Consider the following 17,703-nt stretch of genomic DNA (forward strand, 5'->3'; position numbering starts at 1 on the left):
CGGGCCACCATAGAGATATGAGCGCCCCCGTGAACCTCGTCCACCTCGCCGCTGACCTCGCCGTCGACGACGCCAAGGTCACCCCCGGTCTCCTCGGCTTCGTCGTCTTCGCCGCCCTCGCCGTGGCGACGTGGTTCCTGGCCAAGTCCATGAACCGGCAGTTCAAGAAGGTCGACTTCACGGAGGAGCCGGAAGCCCCCAAGGAGTAGCCCCTCCCGCCCGGGGCCGTTAGGGCGTGTCTTAGGCCCCGGGTGGGGGCGCGGCGCCCCCACCCGCCCGGCCGCGGGGAAGCCGGCCCGGCCCTGGGGAAGCCGGCCCGGCGGGGCGGCCTGACGCCTGCGGGGCCTGTCATGCGGGAGGATGGGCGGCATGCCGAACCGTCTCGCGGACGCGACCTCGCCGTACCTGCTGCAGCACGCCGACAACCCGGTCGACTGGTGGCCCTGGGGGCCGGAGGCCTTCGCGGAGGCCGAGCGGCGGGGGGTGCCGGTGCTGCTGAGCGTCGGGTACGCGGCTTGTCACTGGTGCCAGTGAACTCGCAAACGCAGTAGTCCTCCGTTCGTCGCCCACGAGTGAGGTATAGGTATCGCTATACTTCTCTCGTGGGCGACGAATGGCAGATCTTCCTTGTCGATGAGGTGCGTGAGTGGATCGACGGCCTTGACGGGCAGGCGCACGCCAGGGTGGTCCAGGCGCTGGATGCGCTGGCCGAGGGCGGTCCAGGGCTGGGACGCCCCCTCGTGGACACTATTCGGGGCTCATTCATGGCGAACCTGAAGGAACTGCGGCCGGGCACGGTCCGGATCCTCTTCGCCTTCGATCCGTGGAGATCCAGCATCCTGCTGGTCGCCGGCGACAAGTCGGGGCGATGGAGTGAGTGGTACCAGGAGGCGGTTCCCCTGGCTGAGCAGCGGTACGAGATCTACGTCAAGGAACGGGCCCAGATAGAGGGAGGACAGCCGTGAGCAGCTACACACGCTGGCAGGACATTCGTGCTGAGCACGTTGCCCGGGCTGGTGGCGAAGAGGCGGTGCGGGCGGGGCGGGAGGAGCTTCTCGCCGAGGTGACCGGGTACCGCCTTGCGGAGCTGCGGCGGTCCCGTGGGCTCACTCAACAGCAGGTTGCTGACCGCATGGGGGTCACCAAGGGGCGAGTCTCGCAAATCGAGCGGGGACGTATCTCCAGCCAGGATGTGCTTGCCCGATACGCCGCTGCCCTCGGAGGGCGCCTGCATCAGGCCATCTACTTCGACGACGGCTACGTTGCGGCTATCGCCTGAGCCGAATGCTCGAATCTCCGTGCGAAACGCTGCTGCCCATCGTTGCTGTGGTGTTCGAGCTTCAACGCCTCCGCGTCCTGTCATAATCCGCGGCGATCTAGAGATCCCTGGGAAGCACTTGTACAGGCTGGGGCATCCTTTCTCCGCGCTGGAAACGGAGCTGCTTGACCGGTTTCTGGAGTACCCAGGCGTTCCATGCCTTCAGGTAAAGGCCCAGTTGTCCGCGGGAGTCGCTGCGGCGTCGGCCGCTGGATCCTGTTCCCAGCGAAATCAGCGCGTTTCGAAGAGCGAGTCGAGGATCCCCTGGTGAGAGGTCGGCGCCTGTGGTCACACCACGCACCCAGGACTCCTGATCCACGTTCGGCGATGCTTCGGCTGTGGTGTAGTAGCCGACTGCTGCGACCGTAGGGATGATGAGTCGATCTTTGCTCATGAGTCGCGCGATCTCGCAGGCTTTCGCCACCTTCTCTCGGTTCGCATCCAGGAAGGTGAGTACTTGGGTATTGGTGACCCGAGAGGAATGCCCTTTCCACTCCGCATCAGGCATTTTCTTGAAGAGGTGAATATGCCTGATAGCTGCAGCCACCAGTGCCGAATCATTTTCGCCCTGCATCATGAGGACTGCCGCTGCCGAGCGAGAGCGTCCGGTGTCCATCACCGAGAACGTCTCGACGGGAACATTCTCAAACACGAGCACTGGAACGCTTTGCCCCGACTGACGGATGGCTTCCAGGCGATGCTGTCCGTCCAGTAGGCGACTGTCCTCCCAGGAGCCTGCAAAGGCGATCCCCTGATGGCTGACGAGCCATTCTCCCCTCTGGATCGCGTCCCGGATGAGTGCGACGGTGCTCCTATCCAAGCGGCGATTCTCATGATTGCGAGTCAGCATCTCTGCGGCGACACCTGGTGAAATGTCCATGATGTGAGACGTGATCGGAAACGCTTGAAGCGACGTCATGTTGGTCAGTGTTGCATAAGGCTTGGCGTTCATGCTCTCTATTGCCAAACGTTGTGGAAGTGGTCAGTTTCAAGTATTCAGGTGAGCTAAGAGATGCGCTATGTGATCGATAGTGGCTGTTTGAGTTCATGTCGTGCGGTTGCGGGCGCGCCCTGGAGAGCCGCAGGTGCGTACTGTGAGGTTCAGGGGTGCGGCGAGCGCGCGCTGGCGCGTCGCGTCGCGCCAGCGGAGGCGACAGGGGGCTGGTGAGAGGAGCGCCATTCCGCTGGGTGTGAATCGCCGTCGATGGTCGGGACAGTGAGCCCCAGCGCTAGGCGTTCTCACGGGAGGCGAGTGTGTGCGTATGCGCCCGGAGCTTCATGATGGGGTCGGTCGAGCGCCTCTGAGAGAGCGGTCTGCCCTGTCTCTAGTGGGAAGGCCTGTGGGCTGCCACTCTGGGGCGTCGGGGGTATATGCCAGCGGGTCCGGTCTTCTCGTGTGATGTCACGCTCGATGTGCGCTCAGGCAGTGTTCAAAGGCGGTTGCGCACAGGCGGACGACGTAGACGGGATCGCTATGGCAAGCGTCCAGAGCGCGAAGTAGGCAGGGCCGTGGTGGAAGCCGGTGGTGTCGGCAGCGCCCAGGACGGCGGCAAGTCGCTGGTGGGTCCATCTGCTGGTCGGTGCGGGCCACTGCCCTTACACGCCAGAGGCCGCCGAGGAGCATCGCGTGCTGGCGCCGACGTTCCGGTCATGATTCGTACCAGCCTACGGCCCGCCCTGTAGCGGGTCGGAGAGAGCGAGCTTCGCGCTCAGGCCGTGGGCAGAGTGATGTCGTGGGCGAAGACGATCTTCAAGCCCAGTCAGATGAGGGCGCCGTCCGTCGTGGTCGCCCCCGGCGTGTTCGGAGAGATGGTCTCCGCAGGGCAGCAGGCTGCTGGGATACTCCCCGCATGGTGAACCGCCTGGCCGATGCCACCTCCCCGTACCTTCAGCAGCACGCCGACAATCCCGTGGACTGGTGGGAGTGGGGGCCGGAGGCCTTCGCGGAGGCCGAGCGGCGGGGGGTGCCGGTGCTGCTGAGCGTCGGGTACGCGGCTTGTCACTGGTGCCATGTGATGGCGCACGAGAGCTTCGAGGACGCGGAGCTCGCCGGGTATCTGAACGAGCGGTTCGTCGCGGTCAAGGTGGACCGGGAGGAGCGGCCGGACGTCGACGCGGTGTACATGGAGGCCGTGCAGGCGGCGACCGGGCAGGGCGGGTGGCCGATGACGGTCTTCCTCACGCCCGGCAAGGAGCCGTTCTACTTCGGCACCTACTTCCCGCCCGCCCCGCGGCACGGGATGCCGTCCTTCCGGCAGGTGCTGGAGGGAGTGGACGCGGCCTGGCGGGACCGGCGGGAGGAGGTCGGCGAGGTCGCCGCACGGATCCGGGTCGACCTCGCCGAGCGCGCCGCCGTCTACTCGGCCGGCGCCCACCACCCGCCCGCCGAGGCCGACCTGCACCAGGCGCTGGTCACCCTCGGCCGGGAGTTCGACCAGGCCCGCGGCGGCTTCGGTGGCGCCCCCAAGTTCCCCCCGGCCATGGTGATCGAGTTCCTGCTCCGCCACCATGCCCGGACCGGCTCCGAAGCCGCCCTGGAGATGGCCGCCCGCACCGCCGAGGCGATGGCCCGCGGCGGCATCCACGACCAGCTCGGCGGCGGCTTCGCCCGCTACGCCGTGGACGCCGGCTGGGTGGTGCCGCACTTCGAGAAGATGCTGTACGACAACGCCCTGCTGCTGCGCGCCTACCTGCACCTGTGGCGGGCCACCGGCTCCGCGCTCGCCCGCCGGGTCGCGCTGTCCACGGCCGACTTCCTGCTGCGCGAACTCCGCACGCCCGAAGGCGCGTTCGCGTCCGCCCTGGACGCCGACAGCCTCGACGAGGAGACCGGCGTCTCCACCGAGGGCGCCTACTATGTATGGGAGCCCGGCCAGTTGGTGGACCTGCTCGGCCCGGCCGACGCGGCCACCGCCGCCCGGCTGTTCACCGTCACCGCCGAAGGCACCTTCGAGCACGGCACCTCCGTGCTCCAACTCCTCACCGACCCGGCGGACTTCGCCGAGTACGAGGAGATCCGGCAGCGGATGCTCCAGGCCCGGGCGGCCCGGCCCGCACCCGCCCGCGACGACAAGGTGGTCGCCGCCTGGAACGGCCTCGCCATCGCCGCCCTCGCCGAGACCGGCGCCCTGCTGGAGCGCCCCGACCTCGTCGAGGCCGCCGAACGCGCCGCCGACCTGCTGCTCGCCGTCCACCTCACCCCCGACGGCCGGCTGCTGCGCACCTCCCGGGACGGCCGCCCCGGCACCAACGCCGGCGTCCTGGAGGACTACGCCGACACCGCCGAGGGCTTCCTCGCCCTCTACGCCGTCACCGGCGAGACGGAATGGCTCCAGCTGGCGGGCGGCCTGCTCGACACCGTGCTCAAGCACTTCACCGACGAGGCCTCCGGCGCCCTCTACGACACCGCCGACGACGCCGAGGAACTCATCCGCCGCCCCCAGGACCCGACCGACAACGCCACCCCCTCCGGCTGGACCGCCGCCGCCGGCGCCCTCCTCGGCTACGCCGCGTACACCGGCTCCGAGCGGCACCGCACCGCCGCCGAACGCGCCCTCGGCATCGTCGGCGCCCTGGCCGGCCGGGCCCCCCGGTTCATCGGCTGGGGCCTCGCCGTCGCCGAGGCCCTGCTCGACGGGCCGCGCGAGGTCGCCGTCGTCGGCCCGGCCGACCACCCGGCCACCGCGGCGCTGCGCCGGGCCGCCCTGCTCGGGACCGCTCCCGGGGCGGTGGTGGCGGTGGGTGCGCCGGGGGAGACCGAGGTGCCGCTGCTGGCGGACCGCCCGCTGGTCGGCGGGGCGCCCGCGGCGTACGTCTGCCGGCACTTCGCCTGCGAGGTGCCCACCACCGATCCGGCCGTGCTCGGCGAACGGCTCGGCGCCGTTGCGGTCGTAGGCGAATAACCGTTGGCGCGTGGGCGTCGAGCGGGGTGAGGATGGGCCATGACCTGGACGCTCAGCACCTCGCTCGACGACTTCCGCCGCCACGCGGGCGACTTCCTGGCGGCCCACCCGGCCGAGAACACCGTCCTGCTCACCGTCGCCCACCGGCTCGCCGGATCCGGCCTCGACACGTTCGGGGAGCAGCCGCCGGTCTTCGGCTGGTGCCAGACCGCACCGGGCGGCCCGGTCGAAGGCGCGTTCCTGCAGACCCCGCCGTTCGCCCCCAGGCTCTCCGCCATGCCCCCGGCCCGGGCCGCCGAGCTGGCGGTCCGACTGGCCGAGGCCGGCCCCGGGTTCACCGAGGTCGCCGGAGTCGGCGGCGGGGCCGAGCCGGTCCGCGCCTTCGCCGAGGCCTGGACGGCCGCCACCGGCACCGAACAGTCCGTCCGGGTCGAGGAGCGGCTCTACCGGCTCGGCCGGCTCACCGACCCGCCGCGCCCGCCCGCCGGCCGGCCCCGGCTCGCGGGACCGGCCGACCGGGAACTGGCCATCCGCTGGTACGAGGAGTTCATGAGCGAGGTCGACGTCACCCCCTCCGACGCGGCCCGGGCCGTGGACGACAAGTTGGCCTCCGGCGGCCTCCACCTCTGGGAGGACGCGGGCACCCCCGTCGCCCTGGCCGCCACCAGCCCCGTGCTCGCCGGAATGTCCCGCATCGGCCCGGTCTACACCCCCGCCGACCGTCGCGGCCGCGGCTACGCGAGCGCCGTCACCGCGGCCGCCTCCGCCCATGTGCTCGGACTGGGGGCGGAGGAGGTGCTGCTCTACACCGACCTCGCCAATCCGACCAGCAACTCCATCTACCAGCAGATCGGCTACCGGCCGGTGGAGGACTGCCTGGTGGTGGACTTCCTTACGCCGTAACGGAGTTGCGCGTTACCGGGGAGGTGGGAGGCGGAAAGGCGGAAGGCGTCAGGCGTCCCTGGTGAGATGGACGCCGGCCACCCCGACCACCTTCGTCTCGAAGGGGTCGTGGGCCGCCGCCGTGGTCGGCGGCGGCAGGTGGTCGGCGTTCTGGTAGTCGTGCGCGCAGGTGATCAGGTGGCCCCCGGCGGCCTTCATGTCGGCGGCGAGCCCGTCCAGCAAGGTCTTCCACGCGCTGCTGCACCCCGTCAGCGCCGCCCCGCTCTGCCACCCGGCCAGGCACCCGGCGGCCGTGGCGCTCGGCTCCGCCAGCTTCGCCGTCTCCTCGGGGACCTTGCCGGCGACCGTCAGCGCGTTGTTCCCGGCGGCGGTCAACTCGCCTGGTTTGACAGTGAATCCCGGGTCCTGTCCCATCGGTTTCCCCCTGACATCCGTGTCGGCCGCGGACGTTATGGTAGCTGTGAGTGTCGTGGGGGGCACAGGGCACACAGGGGGTGCGGGGATGGACATCGCAAGCCTGCGGAACGCCAAACCGGCGGACCTGTACACGGCGGCGGGGGCGTACGACACGCTGTGCAAGGCCATGGCGCAACACGCCACGGACTGGAAGAGCGGGACCGCCGACCGGGCCCACGGCTCCCAGTGGTCGGGACCGGCGGCCGACGCCGCGATGCCGGTGCTCGACGGTTTCACCGGCAAGATGCGTGCGGCGGTGACGGAGCTCGGCCTGATCGGCAAGGAGATCCGTGACTGCGCCGACGCCATGACATTGGCCCAAGGCAGGCTCATCAAGGCGCTGTCGGACGCACAGGCGAAGGGCTTCACGGTCAGTGACGCCGGCGCCGTGAGCTGGCCCGCGTCGACCAACCCGTACCAGGCGCCGGACTGGGAGGCCAAGCAGAAGTCGGCCGCCGACGGGATCAGCAAGCAGATCGCCAAGGCGCTGGCCGACGCGGCCGAGGCCGACGACGCCCTGACCGCCGGGCTCAACAGGTTCGCCGGGCACGCCAAGGACAAGTCGGGCCTGGACGAGAAGACGGCCGGCGCCGACGCGTACATGGAACAGTTCGGCGATGCGTCCAACCCGGAGTGGCGGCGGAGCATGCCGCTCAAGGGCGCGCCCGCCACCGAGGTCAACTTCTGGTGGAAGGGGCTCGATCCGCAGGGCCAGCAGTGGTTCCTCAGCCACCACCCGGAGGCGCTCGGGAATCTGGACGGCATTCCGGCGGAGGTGCGGGACAGGGTGAACCGCGACCAACTGGACTCCCTGATGAGGGACATCAGGGACAAGAAGCCGGGGGACCTGAACGCCAGCGAGAAGCACTACCTCTCGCTCTACGGGCCCATCGACAAGCGCCTCTCGGAGCACACAGGGGAGCCGCCGATCTACTTGCTCGGTCTCGGAAGTGAGGGCCAAGGGCGGGCGATCCTCTCCTACGGGAACCCCGACACCGCCACCGACATCTCCGCGTACGTTCCGGGGATCACCACCACCATGGCCAGCCTCGGGCCCGGGGAGAACGACGGGACCAACGAGGCGGAGAACGGTCTGAACCTCTACCGCGCCGCGAGCAGCAAGGCCCCGGCCGGCCACTCCGTCGCCTCGGTGGTCTGGCTCGGTTACGACTCGCCGGGGATGGACCTCGGCGCCGCGTCGACGAAGGCGGGCAAGGACGGCGCCCCGGCGTACGCGAACTTCCTGAGCGGGGTGCGGGCGAGCCACGAGGGCACCCAGCCCCCGCACGTCACCGCGGTCGGGCACAGTTACGGGTCCTACCTGGTCGGCCAGGCCACCAAGCTCGCCACCCAGCCGGGATCGCCCTACGTGCCGCCGGACGACGTGGTCTTCATCGGCAGCCCGGGTGTCGGCGTGGACAAGGCCGCTGACCTCAGGATGCCTGCCGGTCACGTCTGGGTGGGTGCCGCTGACAACGACGTCGTGACGCACGCCCCGTCGAAGTTCAGCCTCGACCCGGACGAGCGCTGGTACGGACGGGATCCGTCCAGCAAGCACTTTGGTGCCAACCGCTTCACCGTCGACGACTGGAGCCGTGGCAACCCCATCGACGCGCACACCAAGTACCTGAACGGGCGGGGCGGGCCCTCGCTGGACAACATCGCGGCCGTCGTCACGGGCAGCGGGGGCGTCAAACTGCAGGGTCAACGCGGGTGAAGCGGCCGCGGCGCGTACTGGGCTGTTCCGTGGCGGCGGTGGTCGTCCTGGCCACCGGGGTGGGGCTGTTCCACAACGGGTACGGTCCGATGGCCCTGATGGACCGGGGCGCCGACCTGCTGAGCCCGAGTGAGGCGAAGGCGCGACTCGACGGGACCCTGCGGGCGGCCATGGCAGCGATCACCCCGCCGCTGTCCTACTCCGGCGGTTTCTACGTCGTGGACCGACGTCAGGAGCACGCCGACGGCGAGCCGAGCCTGCGCTCCGATGTCCGCGAAGTGGCGTCGGCCCGGACGAAGGTGGCGCCCTCGAAGGTCCCGGTGCTGCTGGACGGGATGGCGCGGTTCTGGAACGGGGACTGCCGGCGGTCCGACACCACCACGGGCAGCCAGGCGACGCACTACACCCAGCTTCACTGCTCCGGGCGCGGGGACACCCTGTTCACGATCTCGGTGGCCACGGTCACGGCCGACTCGGCCGTGACGGTGACCCTGAGCGCGGATGCCTTCGGGGTGCACTACCAGCCGGAGAAGGACTACGGCGCCCCTCCGATCGGCGAGCGACAGACCGGCCGGGCTCCCGCCCCCGACCTCGACGACCCGTACTGGTCGCACTGACCGCTCCGCCTCACTCCCAGTCCCACCGGATGCCCAGGATGCACGGCCGGATCGCCGTGGCGACCAGGTGGACGCAGTGGTGGCCGTCGAGGGTGAGTTCCTCGGTCTCGTAGGGGGGCGCGCCGGGGGAGTGGAGGGCGATGCGGTGGCAGCGGACGGGGAGGGCGCTGGGGTGGAAGGTGATCTGGAGGACGTACTGGCCGGCGCCGGAGTTGAAGCCGCGGACGTATTCGCAGCTGGGGGTGGGGGAGGGGGCGTCGTCGAAGCCGTAGCCGAGGAGGTGGGTGTCGCCCGCGCGCAGGCGCCGGTCGAGGAGGAGTTCGGCGGCGAGGAGGTGGTGGGCCTGGTCGCGGCGGATGCGGCCGGGGCGGCAGTTCTCCTCGGCGCGGACGCCGACGAGGGCGGTGTCGCTGCCGGGGTCGCCCTGGTGGAGGGCGAGGTAGCGGTCGATGCCGTCGCGGTGGGCGCGCAGGGCGTGTTGGGAGTCGCGGCGGGTGAGTTGGCGGTCGGGGCCGACGCGGATGCGTTCGATGTGGGTGATGGTGTGCAGGCCGGTGTCGCGGGGGCCGGCGAGGGTGGCGAGCAGGCCGTCGACGGCGGTGGGCGGGGAGATCAGGTCGCGGTAGGGGCGGACGGGGGGTCCGGCGGCCGGAGCGGTGCGGCGGGGGCCGAGGAGCCGGGTGAGGGAGTGTTCGGGGAGGTCGAGGACGTCTTCGAGGGCGGCGACGGCGCGCAGTGATTCGGGACGTTCGGGCCGTCGTTGCCCCTGCTGCCAGTAACTGAGGCTGGTGAGGCCGACGTTGACGCCGCGCAGGGCGAGGTGGCGGCGGATGCGGTGCAGGGTGAGGCCGCGGGTGGCGATGGCGGTGCGCAGGGCGAGGTGGAACGGGCCGGTGCGCAGGGCGGCGGCGAGGTCGGCTGGGTCGCTTCGGTGGATGGCGGCCTCCTGGCGGGCACGGACCGGGTTTTGACCGTGAATATTCACATCCGTGCGGCGGTTTGTCACCGGTCCGGGCAGCTCGCGCCGGGGTTTCCCGGGTGCCGTTCACATCCGCGCGGGCCCGTTCACACCGCGGTCGGGGCCCTTCCGGGGCCGTTGACCGGGCCCGGAGTGCGGCGCGATGCTCGGGGCGCGATCCGGACCGCGCCCCCACACAGCACCTCGCTCCACTCGTGCAAGGAGGCATTCCCCCATGCCAGTTCCACGGATACGGCTGCGCCGCGCGGTCTCGCTGTTGGCCCTGGGTGTGCTGGGCCCGGCGCTGACCGCCGCGGTGAGCACCCCGGCGGCGGCCACCCCCACGGCCGCCCCCGCCCCCGCCCCCGCCCTCCACCGGGCCGCGCACCAGGCCCGCCCGGCGGCGGCACCCGGCAGCACGGCCGATCTGGCCGGCACCTTCAAGAAGCTCAACATCACCATGCAGCAGCAACAGCAGACCAACTGGTGCTGGGCGGCGAGCGGGAACACCATCGCCACCTGGTTCGGCTACAACTACAGCCAGAACCAGTTCTGCAACGCCGCGTTCGGCCGCTCGGTCGACTCCAGCTGCCCGAACAGCCAGGCCTCGCTGGCCGACGTGCAGAACGGGCTGGACTGGGTCGGCATCAACTCGGGTTCGTACGTCACCGGGTACCTGCGCTACAGCACGGTGCAGTCCGAGGTGGACGCCAACCGTCCGATCGAGACGCGCATCCAGTGGAGCTCGGGCGGCGGGCACATGCACGTCCTGTACGGGTACGACACCGGCAACAACTGGGTCTACTGGGGCGACCCGTGGCCGTCCAACTACCGCTACAACTGGGCGGACTACTGGTACTACGTGAACAACAACACGTTCTCCTGGACCCACTCCCTGTACCGGATCGGCGCGTGAGGACGACCATGACCGAGCTCAGTACGGCCCGCCGGGCCGCCGTCACCGCCCTGCTCGCCGCCGGCCTCGCGCTGGCGCTCGCCCCGGCCGCGCAGGCCGACGCACCAGGCGCTTCCGGCGCACCCGGCGCCCCCGCACCGGTGCCCGCCGCCGACCTGGCCGGGGCCCGCAGCGCCGTCCAGGACCCCGCGGTACTCGACAAGGTCGGCCACTTCTTCGCCCGCAAGGGCGTCCCGCCGACGCAGCAACTGACCATCGGTGCCGCCGAGGAGGCGAAGGCGGCGAGTGACGCGGCGCCCCGCCTGGCCGGTGACACCGTGCCGGTCTACACCCTGGACGCCGGTTTCGTGTCCGGCACCCCGGGCGCACCGGTGGCGAAGGCGGAGTTCACGGCGAGCAAGGTGGTCGCGGCGGACGGGCAGACCGCCTCGGTCTGGACGGTCCGCCAGGGCGACTCCTGGCGGGTCGTCAACATCGCCTCCGGCGGCGACGAGAGCGACTACGCGGCGAAGGCGGCCGGCAGCGGCGGCGGTACGGCCTTCCGGGAGCCGCAGGTCAACGCCTGGTACGTGCTGCGGGACGGCCGGGTGCTGCCGCTGGACGACGAGGCCCGGCGCTCGGTGGGCGCGGACGGGGTGTCGCTGGCCGGGTACCAGCAGCTGGTGCACCAGCGGTACGGGGACAAGCTGCCCGGCTCGGCGTACGACCGGGAGGGCAAGGGCGGCGGCTACGAGCTGAACGCCTCCGGAACCTCCGCGGCATCCGGAGCGGACGGCGGCTCGGGGCTCCCGGCCGTGACGGCGGCCGCCGCGCTCGGCGCCACCGCGCTGGTGGGTGCCGGTGCGGTACTGCGGCGCAGGCGGGGCAACCGCTGAGACCGCGACGGGGCCCGGCTCTGCACCGAGCCGGGCCCCGTCACCGTGTGCTCACACCCCGGCGAAGCCGCTCTCCAGCAGCGCGAAGGTGCGGTCGACCAGGTCGGCGATGTCCTCCCGGCCGTCCTGTGCGGCCCACTGGAGCACCGCCTCGACGGTGGCGGCGCCGATGGCGGCGGCCGTGACCCGCATCTCGTACGTGGGGTGCTCGACGCCCGCCCGTCGGGTGAGGACGGAGAGGTAGAGCTCGTGCGGGCTGTTGCCGGCCCGGAACAGTCCGGCCCGCAGCGCGGGGACTTCGGTGACCAGCCGCATCCGGGTCAGCAGTTCCTGGCGCTCGTGCTGGAGCAGGGCGCGGATCAGGCCGATCAGGGCCTCCCGGCAGGACCGCAGGAAGGGTTCACCGGCCGGCCGGTCGAGCAGGGCGGCGGTGATCACCGGGTCGTACTCGTCGGTCAGGACGAGGTCCTCCTTGGTGGCGAAGTACCGGAAGAGGGTGGAGGGGGAGATCTCGGCGGCGGCGGCGATCTGCTCGAGCGTGGTGTTCTCGTAGCCCTGCTCGGCGAACAGGCGGTACGCCTCGCGGCGCACGGTCTGCCGGGTCTTCAACTTCTTCCGCTCGCGCAGCGACAGCGGCGCCTCCAGTCGGGCCTGGACCGGGTTGGTCGGGGCGTCCGGGAGGGCCGCGGTCGGCTGCTCGCTCTTCATGGCCCCGATTATCGGTGATCTCCGGCGGTGGCGGGTTCGGGCCGGTCGGCGGGGGTGCCCCGGGTGGGTTCCCCGGCCGGCATCCGGGCCGCGACCAGGACCGCCGAGACCGCCGCGACCAGCCCGGCGACCAGCAGCACGAGGCCCATCCCGTGCACGTACGCCACGTGTGCCGCGGCGCCGAGCGCCGGCCGCCCGGTCTCCCGGGCGACGGCGTCGGCGGCGACCACCGACGCCTCGGCTCGGTGCGCGGCCTCCGCGGGGAGCCCGCCGGTGTCCAGCGCGCCCCGGTAGGACCCGGCCAGCAGGCTGCCGAAGGCGGCGATCCCGATCGCGCCGCCGACCTGCCGCAGGGTCTGGAGCAGTCCGGAGCCGACGCCGGCCCGGGCGGGCGGCAGGGTGATCAGGGCGGAGCCCTGGGCGGTGATCAGCGCCAGGCCCATGCCGAGGCCGAGGACGGTGAGCCAGGCCGCGGCCCGCCCGTACCCGTCGGCGCTGCCGGTGCGGCTGCCGAACAGCAGGGCGGCGGCGAGCAGGGCCAGGCCGAGGGTGATCACGGCGCGGGCGCCGAGCCGTGTCACCAGCCGTTCGCTGAGCCGGGCGGCGACGAGCAGGCCGAGCATCATCGGCATCAGCCGCAGTCCGGAGCCGAGGGCGTCGGCGCCGAGCACGCTCTGGAAGTAGAGCGGCAGGACGAAGAAGGCGCCGAACAGGACGAGCGAGATCAGGGTGGCGGCGACCGAGGACCAGCGGAAGGCCGGGTCGGCGAGCAGGGTGAGGTCGAGCATCGGGTCGCTGCGGTGGCGGCTGCGCAGCACCAGGGCGGTGAGCAGGACCACCGAGCCGATCAGGGTGGTGAGCACCAGGAGGTCGGCCCAGCCGCGGTCGGAGCCCTCGATGATGCCGTAGGTGAGCGCGCCGAGGCCGGTGGCGGCGAGGACGGTGCCGGGCAGGTCGATCCGGGGTGCGGCGGGGTTGCGGGTCTCGGGCAGCAGCAGGAGGCAGGCGCCGATGCCGAGCACGGTGAGCGGGACGTTGACGGCGAAGACCGAGCCCCACCAGAAGTGCTGGAGCAGGAGGCCGCCGATCAGCGGCCCGAGCGGGGCGCCGCCGGCGATCGCGGCGGAGAGGATCGCGGTGGCCCGGCGGCGTTCGCCGGCCGGGAAGATCCCGGGGATGACCGCCAGCGACATCGGCATGACGAGGGCGGCGGCCAGGCCCATCGCGGCGCGGGCGGCGATCAGGGTGGCGGGCGAGTCGGTGAGCATGCCGACGGCGGAGGCGAGTCCGAACAGGGCGAGGCCGACGGTGAGCGTGCGGCGGCGGCCGTAGCGGTCGCCGAGCAGGCCGGCCGGGAGCATCGCGGCGGCGAAGACCACGGTGTAGGCGTCGACGATCCACTGCTGCTGCCCGGTGGTGGCCTGCAACTGCGAGGCCAGGGTGGGGAGGGCGACGTTCAGGATCGTCATGTCGAAGCTGATCACCAGGACGCTCAGGGCGACGGCGACCAGGGCGAGCCAGCGGCGCGGGTCGGCGGGCACGGCGACCTCCAGGGGGGCTGAGATTTGAGAAAGCTTCTGTCAAATGACAGTAACTCTCAAAAGATGCCGACCGTCAATTCAGGAATGGTGCGACGATCCGATCACTCTCCGTGGTGTGTCCTGGAAGTGCTGCTTCCGCACGAGGAATTGACGCAACGTTGATCTGTCGTTCGCCGCCTCGGGGCGGCTCCGGGTGACTGTCGGTAGATACCATGTGGCAATCGGTCAGTGCTGGCCGGACGCGTGCCGAGAGCGGAGAAGGGGTGGGGCGGCAGGAGCCGACCACGAGCCCGGCGCCGGGAAAGGGGAGCCGAAGTGGCCGACAGTGACGACAGGCAGGCGCGGGCCCAGGCGTGGGGCGCGGTCGTGGTGGTGGGTTCCGCGCTGGCCGTGGTCGCGGCCTACCTGGTCAGCGGGGCGCCACTGGTGCTCGTGGTCGCCGGGATCGAGACGCTGCTGGTCATGGTGTACGTCGGCCGCCGCTGGCAGGCGGCGCACCGGCGGCCGTCCCGGGCCGGGCACCGGCCGCGGCGCGGCATCCCGGACGCCGCCCACTGCGAGCGCTGCCGCCGGGCCCGGGAGGCACTGGACGAGCGGCAGGCGCGCGGACGGACCGGGGCGGAGCCGCCGGAGTCCGCGGCGGCGGTGCGCTCCTCACGGTCGCAGGCAGAGCAGGCAGAGCAGGCAGAGCAGGCAGAGCAGGCACAGCCGGTCGACCGCCAGTCGGAGTCGGAGGCGGAGCCGGGTGCCGCTGACCACCCGCCGTACCTGCGCCGCCCGCAGGGCCGGGCCGCGTACGAGCGGCCCTGGACAGCCGAACGGGCGGCCACCCGGTCCACGGACCGGACGGCCGCCCGTCGGGGCGCGCCGGGTTCAGCCGGCCGCGCTGTACGCCACCAGTGAGACGCCGACGTACTGCACGATGAAGGCTCCGAGGGTGAAGGCGTGGAACACCTCGTGGAAGCCGAACCAGCGCGGTGAGGGGTTGGGCCGCTTGAGCCCGTACACCACGCCGCCGATGCTGTAGAGCACCCCGCCGACGATCATCAGCACCAGGACGGCGACGCCGCCGGTGCGCAGGAAGTCCGGCAGGAAGAAGGCGGCGGCCCAGCCCAGCGCGATGTACACGGGGGTGTACAGCCAGCGCGGGGCGCCGACCCAGAACACCCGGAAGGCTATTCCGGCGAGCGCCCCGCCCCAGGCGACCCAGAGCAGTATCTGCTGGTCGGCGCCGTTGAGCAGCAGGATCGTGAACGGTGTGTAGGTGCCCGCGATGATCAGGAAGATGTTCGCGTGGTCCAGCCGCCGGAGCACGGCGTCCCCGCGCGGGCCCCAGTCGAAGCGGTGGTAGACCGCGCTGACGCCGAACAGCAGCCAGGCGCTGACCGAGTAGACCGCGCAGGCGATCTTGGCCGGCGTGGAGTCGGCCAGGCAGATCAGCACGATCCCGGCGGCGACGGTGGCGGGGAACATCGCGGCGTGCAGCCAGCCGCGCCACTTCGGCTTGTCCTCCCGGCTCTCGGCCGGGCTCTCCCCAGTGCTCTCCGCGAGCGCAGCAGCAGTCATGGGCAGCATGCTACCCGCTACCTACGGGACCGTAGGTTACTGATGCGTAAGGAAGTGGTGCTCATCACTCTTGGACGTTTTGGAGCAATCGGAGTGTGGCGCCGCGCACTCCGTCCGGGACGTGAACGACGCAATACTGGTCAGTAATCATACTTACTGTAGTAAAAGATGCGTCAATTTCGCCGCAGCGCCGCATTGGGGGCCAGGAGCCGGGTCTACGCTGCAAGCACCCTCAGACCACCGCTACGCCGTCTCCCCGCCGGGACGGCGTGAAACGGAGCGATCGTGTCGTACGAGATCTCTGCTCTCAGCGCATCCGCGCCCACCCGCCACAAGCAGCTGCTCGCTTGGGTGAGCGAGATCGCCGAGCTCACCCAGCCGGACCGCATCGAGTGGTGCGACGGTTCCGACGAGGAGTACCAGCGCCTCGCGGACCTGCTGGTGGCTCAGGGCACCTTCAAGAAGCTGAACGAGGAGAAGCGCCCCAACTCCTACTACGCCGCCTCGGACCCGTCCGACGTCGCGCGCGTGGAGGACCGCACCTTCATCTGTTCCGAGCAGGAGAAGGACGCCGGACCGACCAACCACTGGAAGGCCCCCGCCGAGATGCGCGAGGTCTTCCAGGGCGAGCAGGGCCTGTTCCGCGGCGCGATGAAGGGCCGCACGATGTACGTCGTGCCCTTCTCGATGGGCCCGGTCGGCTCCCCGCTGGCCGCGTACGGCGTCGAGATCACCGACTCCGCCTACGTCGCGGTGTCGATGCGCGTGATGACCCGCATGGGCAAGGCCGTGCTCGAGCAGCTCGGCGAGGACGGGGACTTCGTCAAGGCCGTGCACACCGTCGGCGCCCCGCTCGCCGAGGGCGAGGCGGACGTGCCGTGGCCGTGCAACAGCACCAAGTACATCTCGCACTTCCCGGAGACCAAGGAGATCTGGTCCTTCGGCTCCGGCTACGGCGGCAACGCCCTGCTGGGCAAGAAGTGCTACGCGCTGCGCATCGCCTCGACCATGGCCCGCGACGAGGGCTGGCTGGCCGAGCACATGCTCATCCTCAAGCTCACCCCGCCGTCCGGTGAGGTCAAGTACGTCGCGGCCGCCTTCCCGTCGGCCTGCGGCAAGACCAACCTGGCCATGCTCCAGCCGACCATCCCGGGCTGGAAGGTCGAGACCATCGGCGACGACATCGCCTGGATGCGCTTCGGCGCGGACGGCCGCCTCTACGCGATCAACCCCGAGGCCGGCTTCTTCGGTGTCGCCCCCGGCACCGGCGTGGACACCAACGCCAACGCCATCGACACCCTCTGGGGCAACACCGTCTTCACCAACGTCGCCCTCACCGACGACGGCGACGTGTGGTGGGAGGGCCTCACCGAGGAGCCCCCGGCGCACCTCACCGACTGGCGCGGCAACGACTGGACCCCCGAGTCCGGCACCCCCGCCGCCCACCCGAACGCGCGCTTCGCCGTCCCGGCCGCGCAGTGCCCGACCATCGCCCCCGAGTGGGAGGACCCGGCGGGCGTGCCGATCTCGGCGATCCTGTTCGGCGGCCGCCGGGCCACCGCCGTCCCGCTGGTCACCGAGTCCTTCAACTGGCAGCACGGCGTCTTCCTGGGCGCCAACATCGCCTCCGAGAAGACCGCCGCCGCCGAGGGCACCGTCGGCGAGCTGCGCCGCGACCCGTTCGCGATGCTGCCGTTCTGCGGCTACAACATGGGCGACTACTTCGCCCACTGGCTGAAGGTCGGCGCCCAGGCGGACGCCGCCAAGCTGCCGAAGATCTACTACGTCAACTGGTTCCGCAAGAACGCCGAGGGCAAGTTCGTCTGGCCCGGCTACGGCGAGAACAGCCGCGTGCTCAAGTGGATCGTCGAGCGCCTGGAGGGCACCGCCGACGGCGTCGAGACCCCGATCGGCGTGCTGCCGAAGGTCGAGGGCTTCGACCTGGGTGACCTCAAGCTGTCCGAGGAGGACCTCGACCTGCTCTTCACCGTGGACGCCGACATCTGGCGCCAGGAGGCCGCGCTGGTGCCGGCCCACCTGGAGCTGTTCGGCGACCACACCCCGAAGGAGCTGTGGGACGAGTACCGGAGCCTGGTCGCGCGCCTCGGCTGAGCCTGAGCCTCAGCCGAGCGAGAGGTCGGCGCGCGGCACGAACCGCGCGCCGACCGAGTGACGGGACGGCCGGAGTTCCGCCGGGTGGTCTTTCCCCGACCAAGGAGACCACCA

17 protein-coding genes and 1 pseudogene are annotated in these 17,703 nt (G+C 71.2%); 12 read left to right on the plus strand and 6 right to left on the minus strand.

Annotated elements, in window-relative coordinates:
- Positions 1–17: 17 nt before the first annotated feature.
- From ACZ4W5_RS07625 to ACZ4W5_RS07640, 4 genes and pseudogenes are all read left to right on the plus strand, one after another.
- A complete protein-coding gene (locus tag ACZ4W5_RS07625) occupies positions 18–209 on the plus strand; it encodes a hypothetical protein (RefSeq protein WP_360231037.1) in 192 nt (63 codons plus the stop codon).
- 160 nt (positions 210–369) lie between these two features.
- Positions 370–528 (plus strand): annotated as a pseudogene (locus ACZ4W5_RS07630) (DUF255 domain-containing protein); the annotation flags it as partial.
- A 74-nt stretch (positions 529–602) separates the two neighbouring features.
- A complete protein-coding gene (locus ACZ4W5_RS07635; RefSeq protein WP_465653515.1) occupies positions 603–965 on the plus strand; it encodes a type II toxin-antitoxin system RelE/ParE family toxin in 363 nt (120 codons plus the stop codon).
- A complete protein-coding gene (locus tag ACZ4W5_RS07640) occupies positions 962–1,279 on the plus strand; it encodes a helix-turn-helix domain-containing protein (protein ID WP_465653516.1) in 318 nt (105 codons plus the stop codon). The genes ACZ4W5_RS07635 and ACZ4W5_RS07640 overlap by 4 nt, the downstream gene beginning before the upstream one ends.
- Before the next feature lie 97 nt (positions 1,280–1,376).
- On the opposite strand, the gene ACZ4W5_RS07645 is transcribed toward ACZ4W5_RS07640, so the two are convergent.
- A complete protein-coding gene (locus ACZ4W5_RS07645; protein ID WP_465653517.1) occupies positions 1,377–2,270 on the minus strand; it encodes a hypothetical protein in 894 nt (297 codons plus the stop codon).
- Positions 2,271–3,168: 898 nt separating this feature from the next.
- Here ACZ4W5_RS07645 and ACZ4W5_RS07650 point away from each other — a divergent pair.
- Together ACZ4W5_RS07650 and ACZ4W5_RS07655 are read left to right on the plus strand one after the other, a co-directional pair.
- Positions 3,169–5,220, plus strand: a complete 2,052-nt coding sequence (locus tag ACZ4W5_RS07650) for a thioredoxin domain-containing protein (protein WP_465653518.1) — start codon at positions 3,169–3,171, stop codon at positions 5,218–5,220.
- 39 nt (positions 5,221–5,259) lie between these two features.
- Positions 5,260–6,123 (plus strand): GNAT family N-acetyltransferase, encoded by an 864-nt coding sequence (locus ACZ4W5_RS07655; RefSeq protein WP_465653519.1) that lies wholly within the window; start codon positions 5,260–5,262, stop codon positions 6,121–6,123.
- A gap of 48 nt (positions 6,124–6,171) precedes the next feature.
- On the opposite strand, the gene ACZ4W5_RS07660 is transcribed toward ACZ4W5_RS07655, so the two are convergent.
- Positions 6,172–6,498 (minus strand): hypothetical protein, encoded by a 327-nt coding sequence (locus ACZ4W5_RS07660; RefSeq protein WP_465653520.1) that lies wholly within the window; start codon positions 6,496–6,498, stop codon positions 6,172–6,174.
- Between the two features lie 127 nt (positions 6,499–6,625).
- Here ACZ4W5_RS07660 and ACZ4W5_RS07665 point away from each other — a divergent pair, with 127 nt between their 5' ends.
- Both ACZ4W5_RS07665 and ACZ4W5_RS07670 read left to right on the plus strand, forming a co-directional pair.
- A complete protein-coding gene (locus tag ACZ4W5_RS07665; RefSeq protein WP_360231025.1) occupies positions 6,626–8,296 on the plus strand; it encodes an alpha/beta hydrolase in 1,671 nt (556 codons plus the stop codon).
- Positions 8,293–8,913, plus strand: coding sequence for a hypothetical protein (locus ACZ4W5_RS07670; RefSeq protein ID WP_465653521.1), 621 nt, complete (start codon positions 8,293–8,295; stop codon positions 8,911–8,913). Before ACZ4W5_RS07665 ends, ACZ4W5_RS07670 begins: the two co-directional genes overlap by 4 nt.
- A 10-nt stretch (positions 8,914–8,923) precedes the next feature.
- Here ACZ4W5_RS07670 and ACZ4W5_RS07675 read toward each other — a convergent pair whose 3' ends face one another.
- On the minus strand, positions 8,924–9,892 hold the full coding sequence (locus ACZ4W5_RS07675; protein ID WP_360231303.1) for a hypothetical protein: 969 nt from the start codon (positions 9,890–9,892) through the stop codon (positions 8,924–8,926).
- Between the two features lie 214 nt (positions 9,893–10,106).
- Between ACZ4W5_RS07675 and ACZ4W5_RS07680 the strand changes: the two genes are divergently transcribed.
- Both ACZ4W5_RS07680 and ACZ4W5_RS07685 read left to right on the plus strand, forming a co-directional pair.
- Positions 10,107–10,787 carry a papain-like cysteine protease family protein gene (locus tag ACZ4W5_RS07680; RefSeq protein WP_465653522.1) on the plus strand — a complete coding sequence of 227 codons (681 nt, stop codon included), beginning with the start codon at positions 10,107–10,109 and terminating at the stop codon, positions 10,785–10,787.
- Positions 10,788–10,795: 8 nt separating this feature from the next.
- Entirely contained in the window at positions 10,796–11,662 is an 867-nt protein-coding gene (locus ACZ4W5_RS07685; RefSeq protein ID WP_465653523.1) for a hypothetical protein, read from the plus strand.
- A gap of 51 nt (positions 11,663–11,713) precedes the next feature.
- Here ACZ4W5_RS07685 and ACZ4W5_RS07690 read toward each other — a convergent pair whose 3' ends face one another.
- Positions 11,714–12,370: a TetR/AcrR family transcriptional regulator gene (locus ACZ4W5_RS07690; protein WP_402487073.1), complete on the minus strand. Its 657-nt coding sequence runs from the start codon at positions 12,368–12,370 to the stop codon at positions 11,714–11,716.
- An 8-nt stretch (positions 12,371–12,378) separates the two neighbouring features.
- The gene (locus ACZ4W5_RS07695) at positions 12,379–13,911 is read right to left on the minus strand and encodes an MFS transporter (RefSeq protein ID WP_465653524.1); all 1,533 of its coding nucleotides are present in this window, start codon (positions 13,909–13,911) and stop codon (positions 12,379–12,381) included.
- Between the two features lie 315 nt (positions 13,912–14,226).
- Between ACZ4W5_RS07695 and ACZ4W5_RS07700 the strand changes: the two genes are divergently transcribed.
- A complete protein-coding gene (locus ACZ4W5_RS07700; protein WP_465653525.1) occupies positions 14,227–14,814 on the plus strand; it encodes a hypothetical protein in 588 nt (195 codons plus the stop codon).
- Here ACZ4W5_RS07700 and trhA read toward each other — a convergent pair.
- Complete coding sequence (trhA, locus tag ACZ4W5_RS07705) at positions 14,785–15,477, minus strand: PAQR family membrane homeostasis protein TrhA (RefSeq protein WP_360231008.1); 693 nt, start codon at positions 15,475–15,477, stop codon at positions 14,785–14,787. The two genes, ACZ4W5_RS07700 and trhA, sit on opposite strands and share 30 nt — an antisense overlap.
- Before the next feature lie 285 nt (positions 15,478–15,762).
- Between trhA and ACZ4W5_RS07710 the strand changes: the two genes are divergently transcribed.
- Positions 15,763–17,589 (plus strand): phosphoenolpyruvate carboxykinase (GTP), encoded by a 1,827-nt coding sequence (locus tag ACZ4W5_RS07710; RefSeq protein ID WP_465653526.1) that lies wholly within the window; start codon positions 15,763–15,765, stop codon positions 17,587–17,589.
- Positions 17,590–17,703: the final 114 nt, after the last annotated feature.

It is taken from the genome of Kitasatospora sp. NPDC029367, from assembly GCF_055569135.1.

What these genes read in the sequence shown, in the direction of transcription:
- ACZ4W5_RS07625 (WP_360231037.1), top strand. Translation starts at nt 18, where the DNA reads ATGAGCGCCCCCGTGAACCTCGTCCACCTCGCCGCTGACCTCGCCGTC.
- ACZ4W5_RS07645 (WP_465653517.1), bottom strand. Translation starts at nt 2,270, where the DNA reads ATGAACGCCAAGCCTTATGCAACACTGACCAACATGACGTCGCTTCAA.
- ACZ4W5_RS07650 (WP_465653518.1), top strand. Translation starts at nt 3,169, where the DNA reads ATGGTGAACCGCCTGGCCGATGCCACCTCCCCGTACCTTCAGCAGCAC.
- ACZ4W5_RS07655 (WP_465653519.1), top strand. Translation starts at nt 5,260, where the DNA reads ATGACCTGGACGCTCAGCACCTCGCTCGACGACTTCCGCCGCCACGCG.
- ACZ4W5_RS07665 (WP_360231025.1), top strand. Translation starts at nt 6,626, where the DNA reads ATGGACATCGCAAGCCTGCGGAACGCCAAACCGGCGGACCTGTACACG.
- ACZ4W5_RS07680 (WP_465653522.1), top strand. Translation starts at nt 10,107, where the DNA reads ATGCCAGTTCCACGGATACGGCTGCGCCGCGCGGTCTCGCTGTTGGCC.
- ACZ4W5_RS07685 (WP_465653523.1), top strand. Translation starts at nt 10,796, where the DNA reads ATGACCGAGCTCAGTACGGCCCGCCGGGCCGCCGTCACCGCCCTGCTC.
- ACZ4W5_RS07690 (WP_402487073.1), bottom strand. Translation starts at nt 12,370, where the DNA reads ATGAAGAGCGAGCAGCCGACCGCGGCCCTCCCGGACGCCCCGACCAAC.
- trhA (WP_360231008.1), bottom strand. Translation starts at nt 15,477, where the DNA reads ATGACTGCTGCTGCGCTCGCGGAGAGCACTGGGGAGAGCCCGGCCGAG.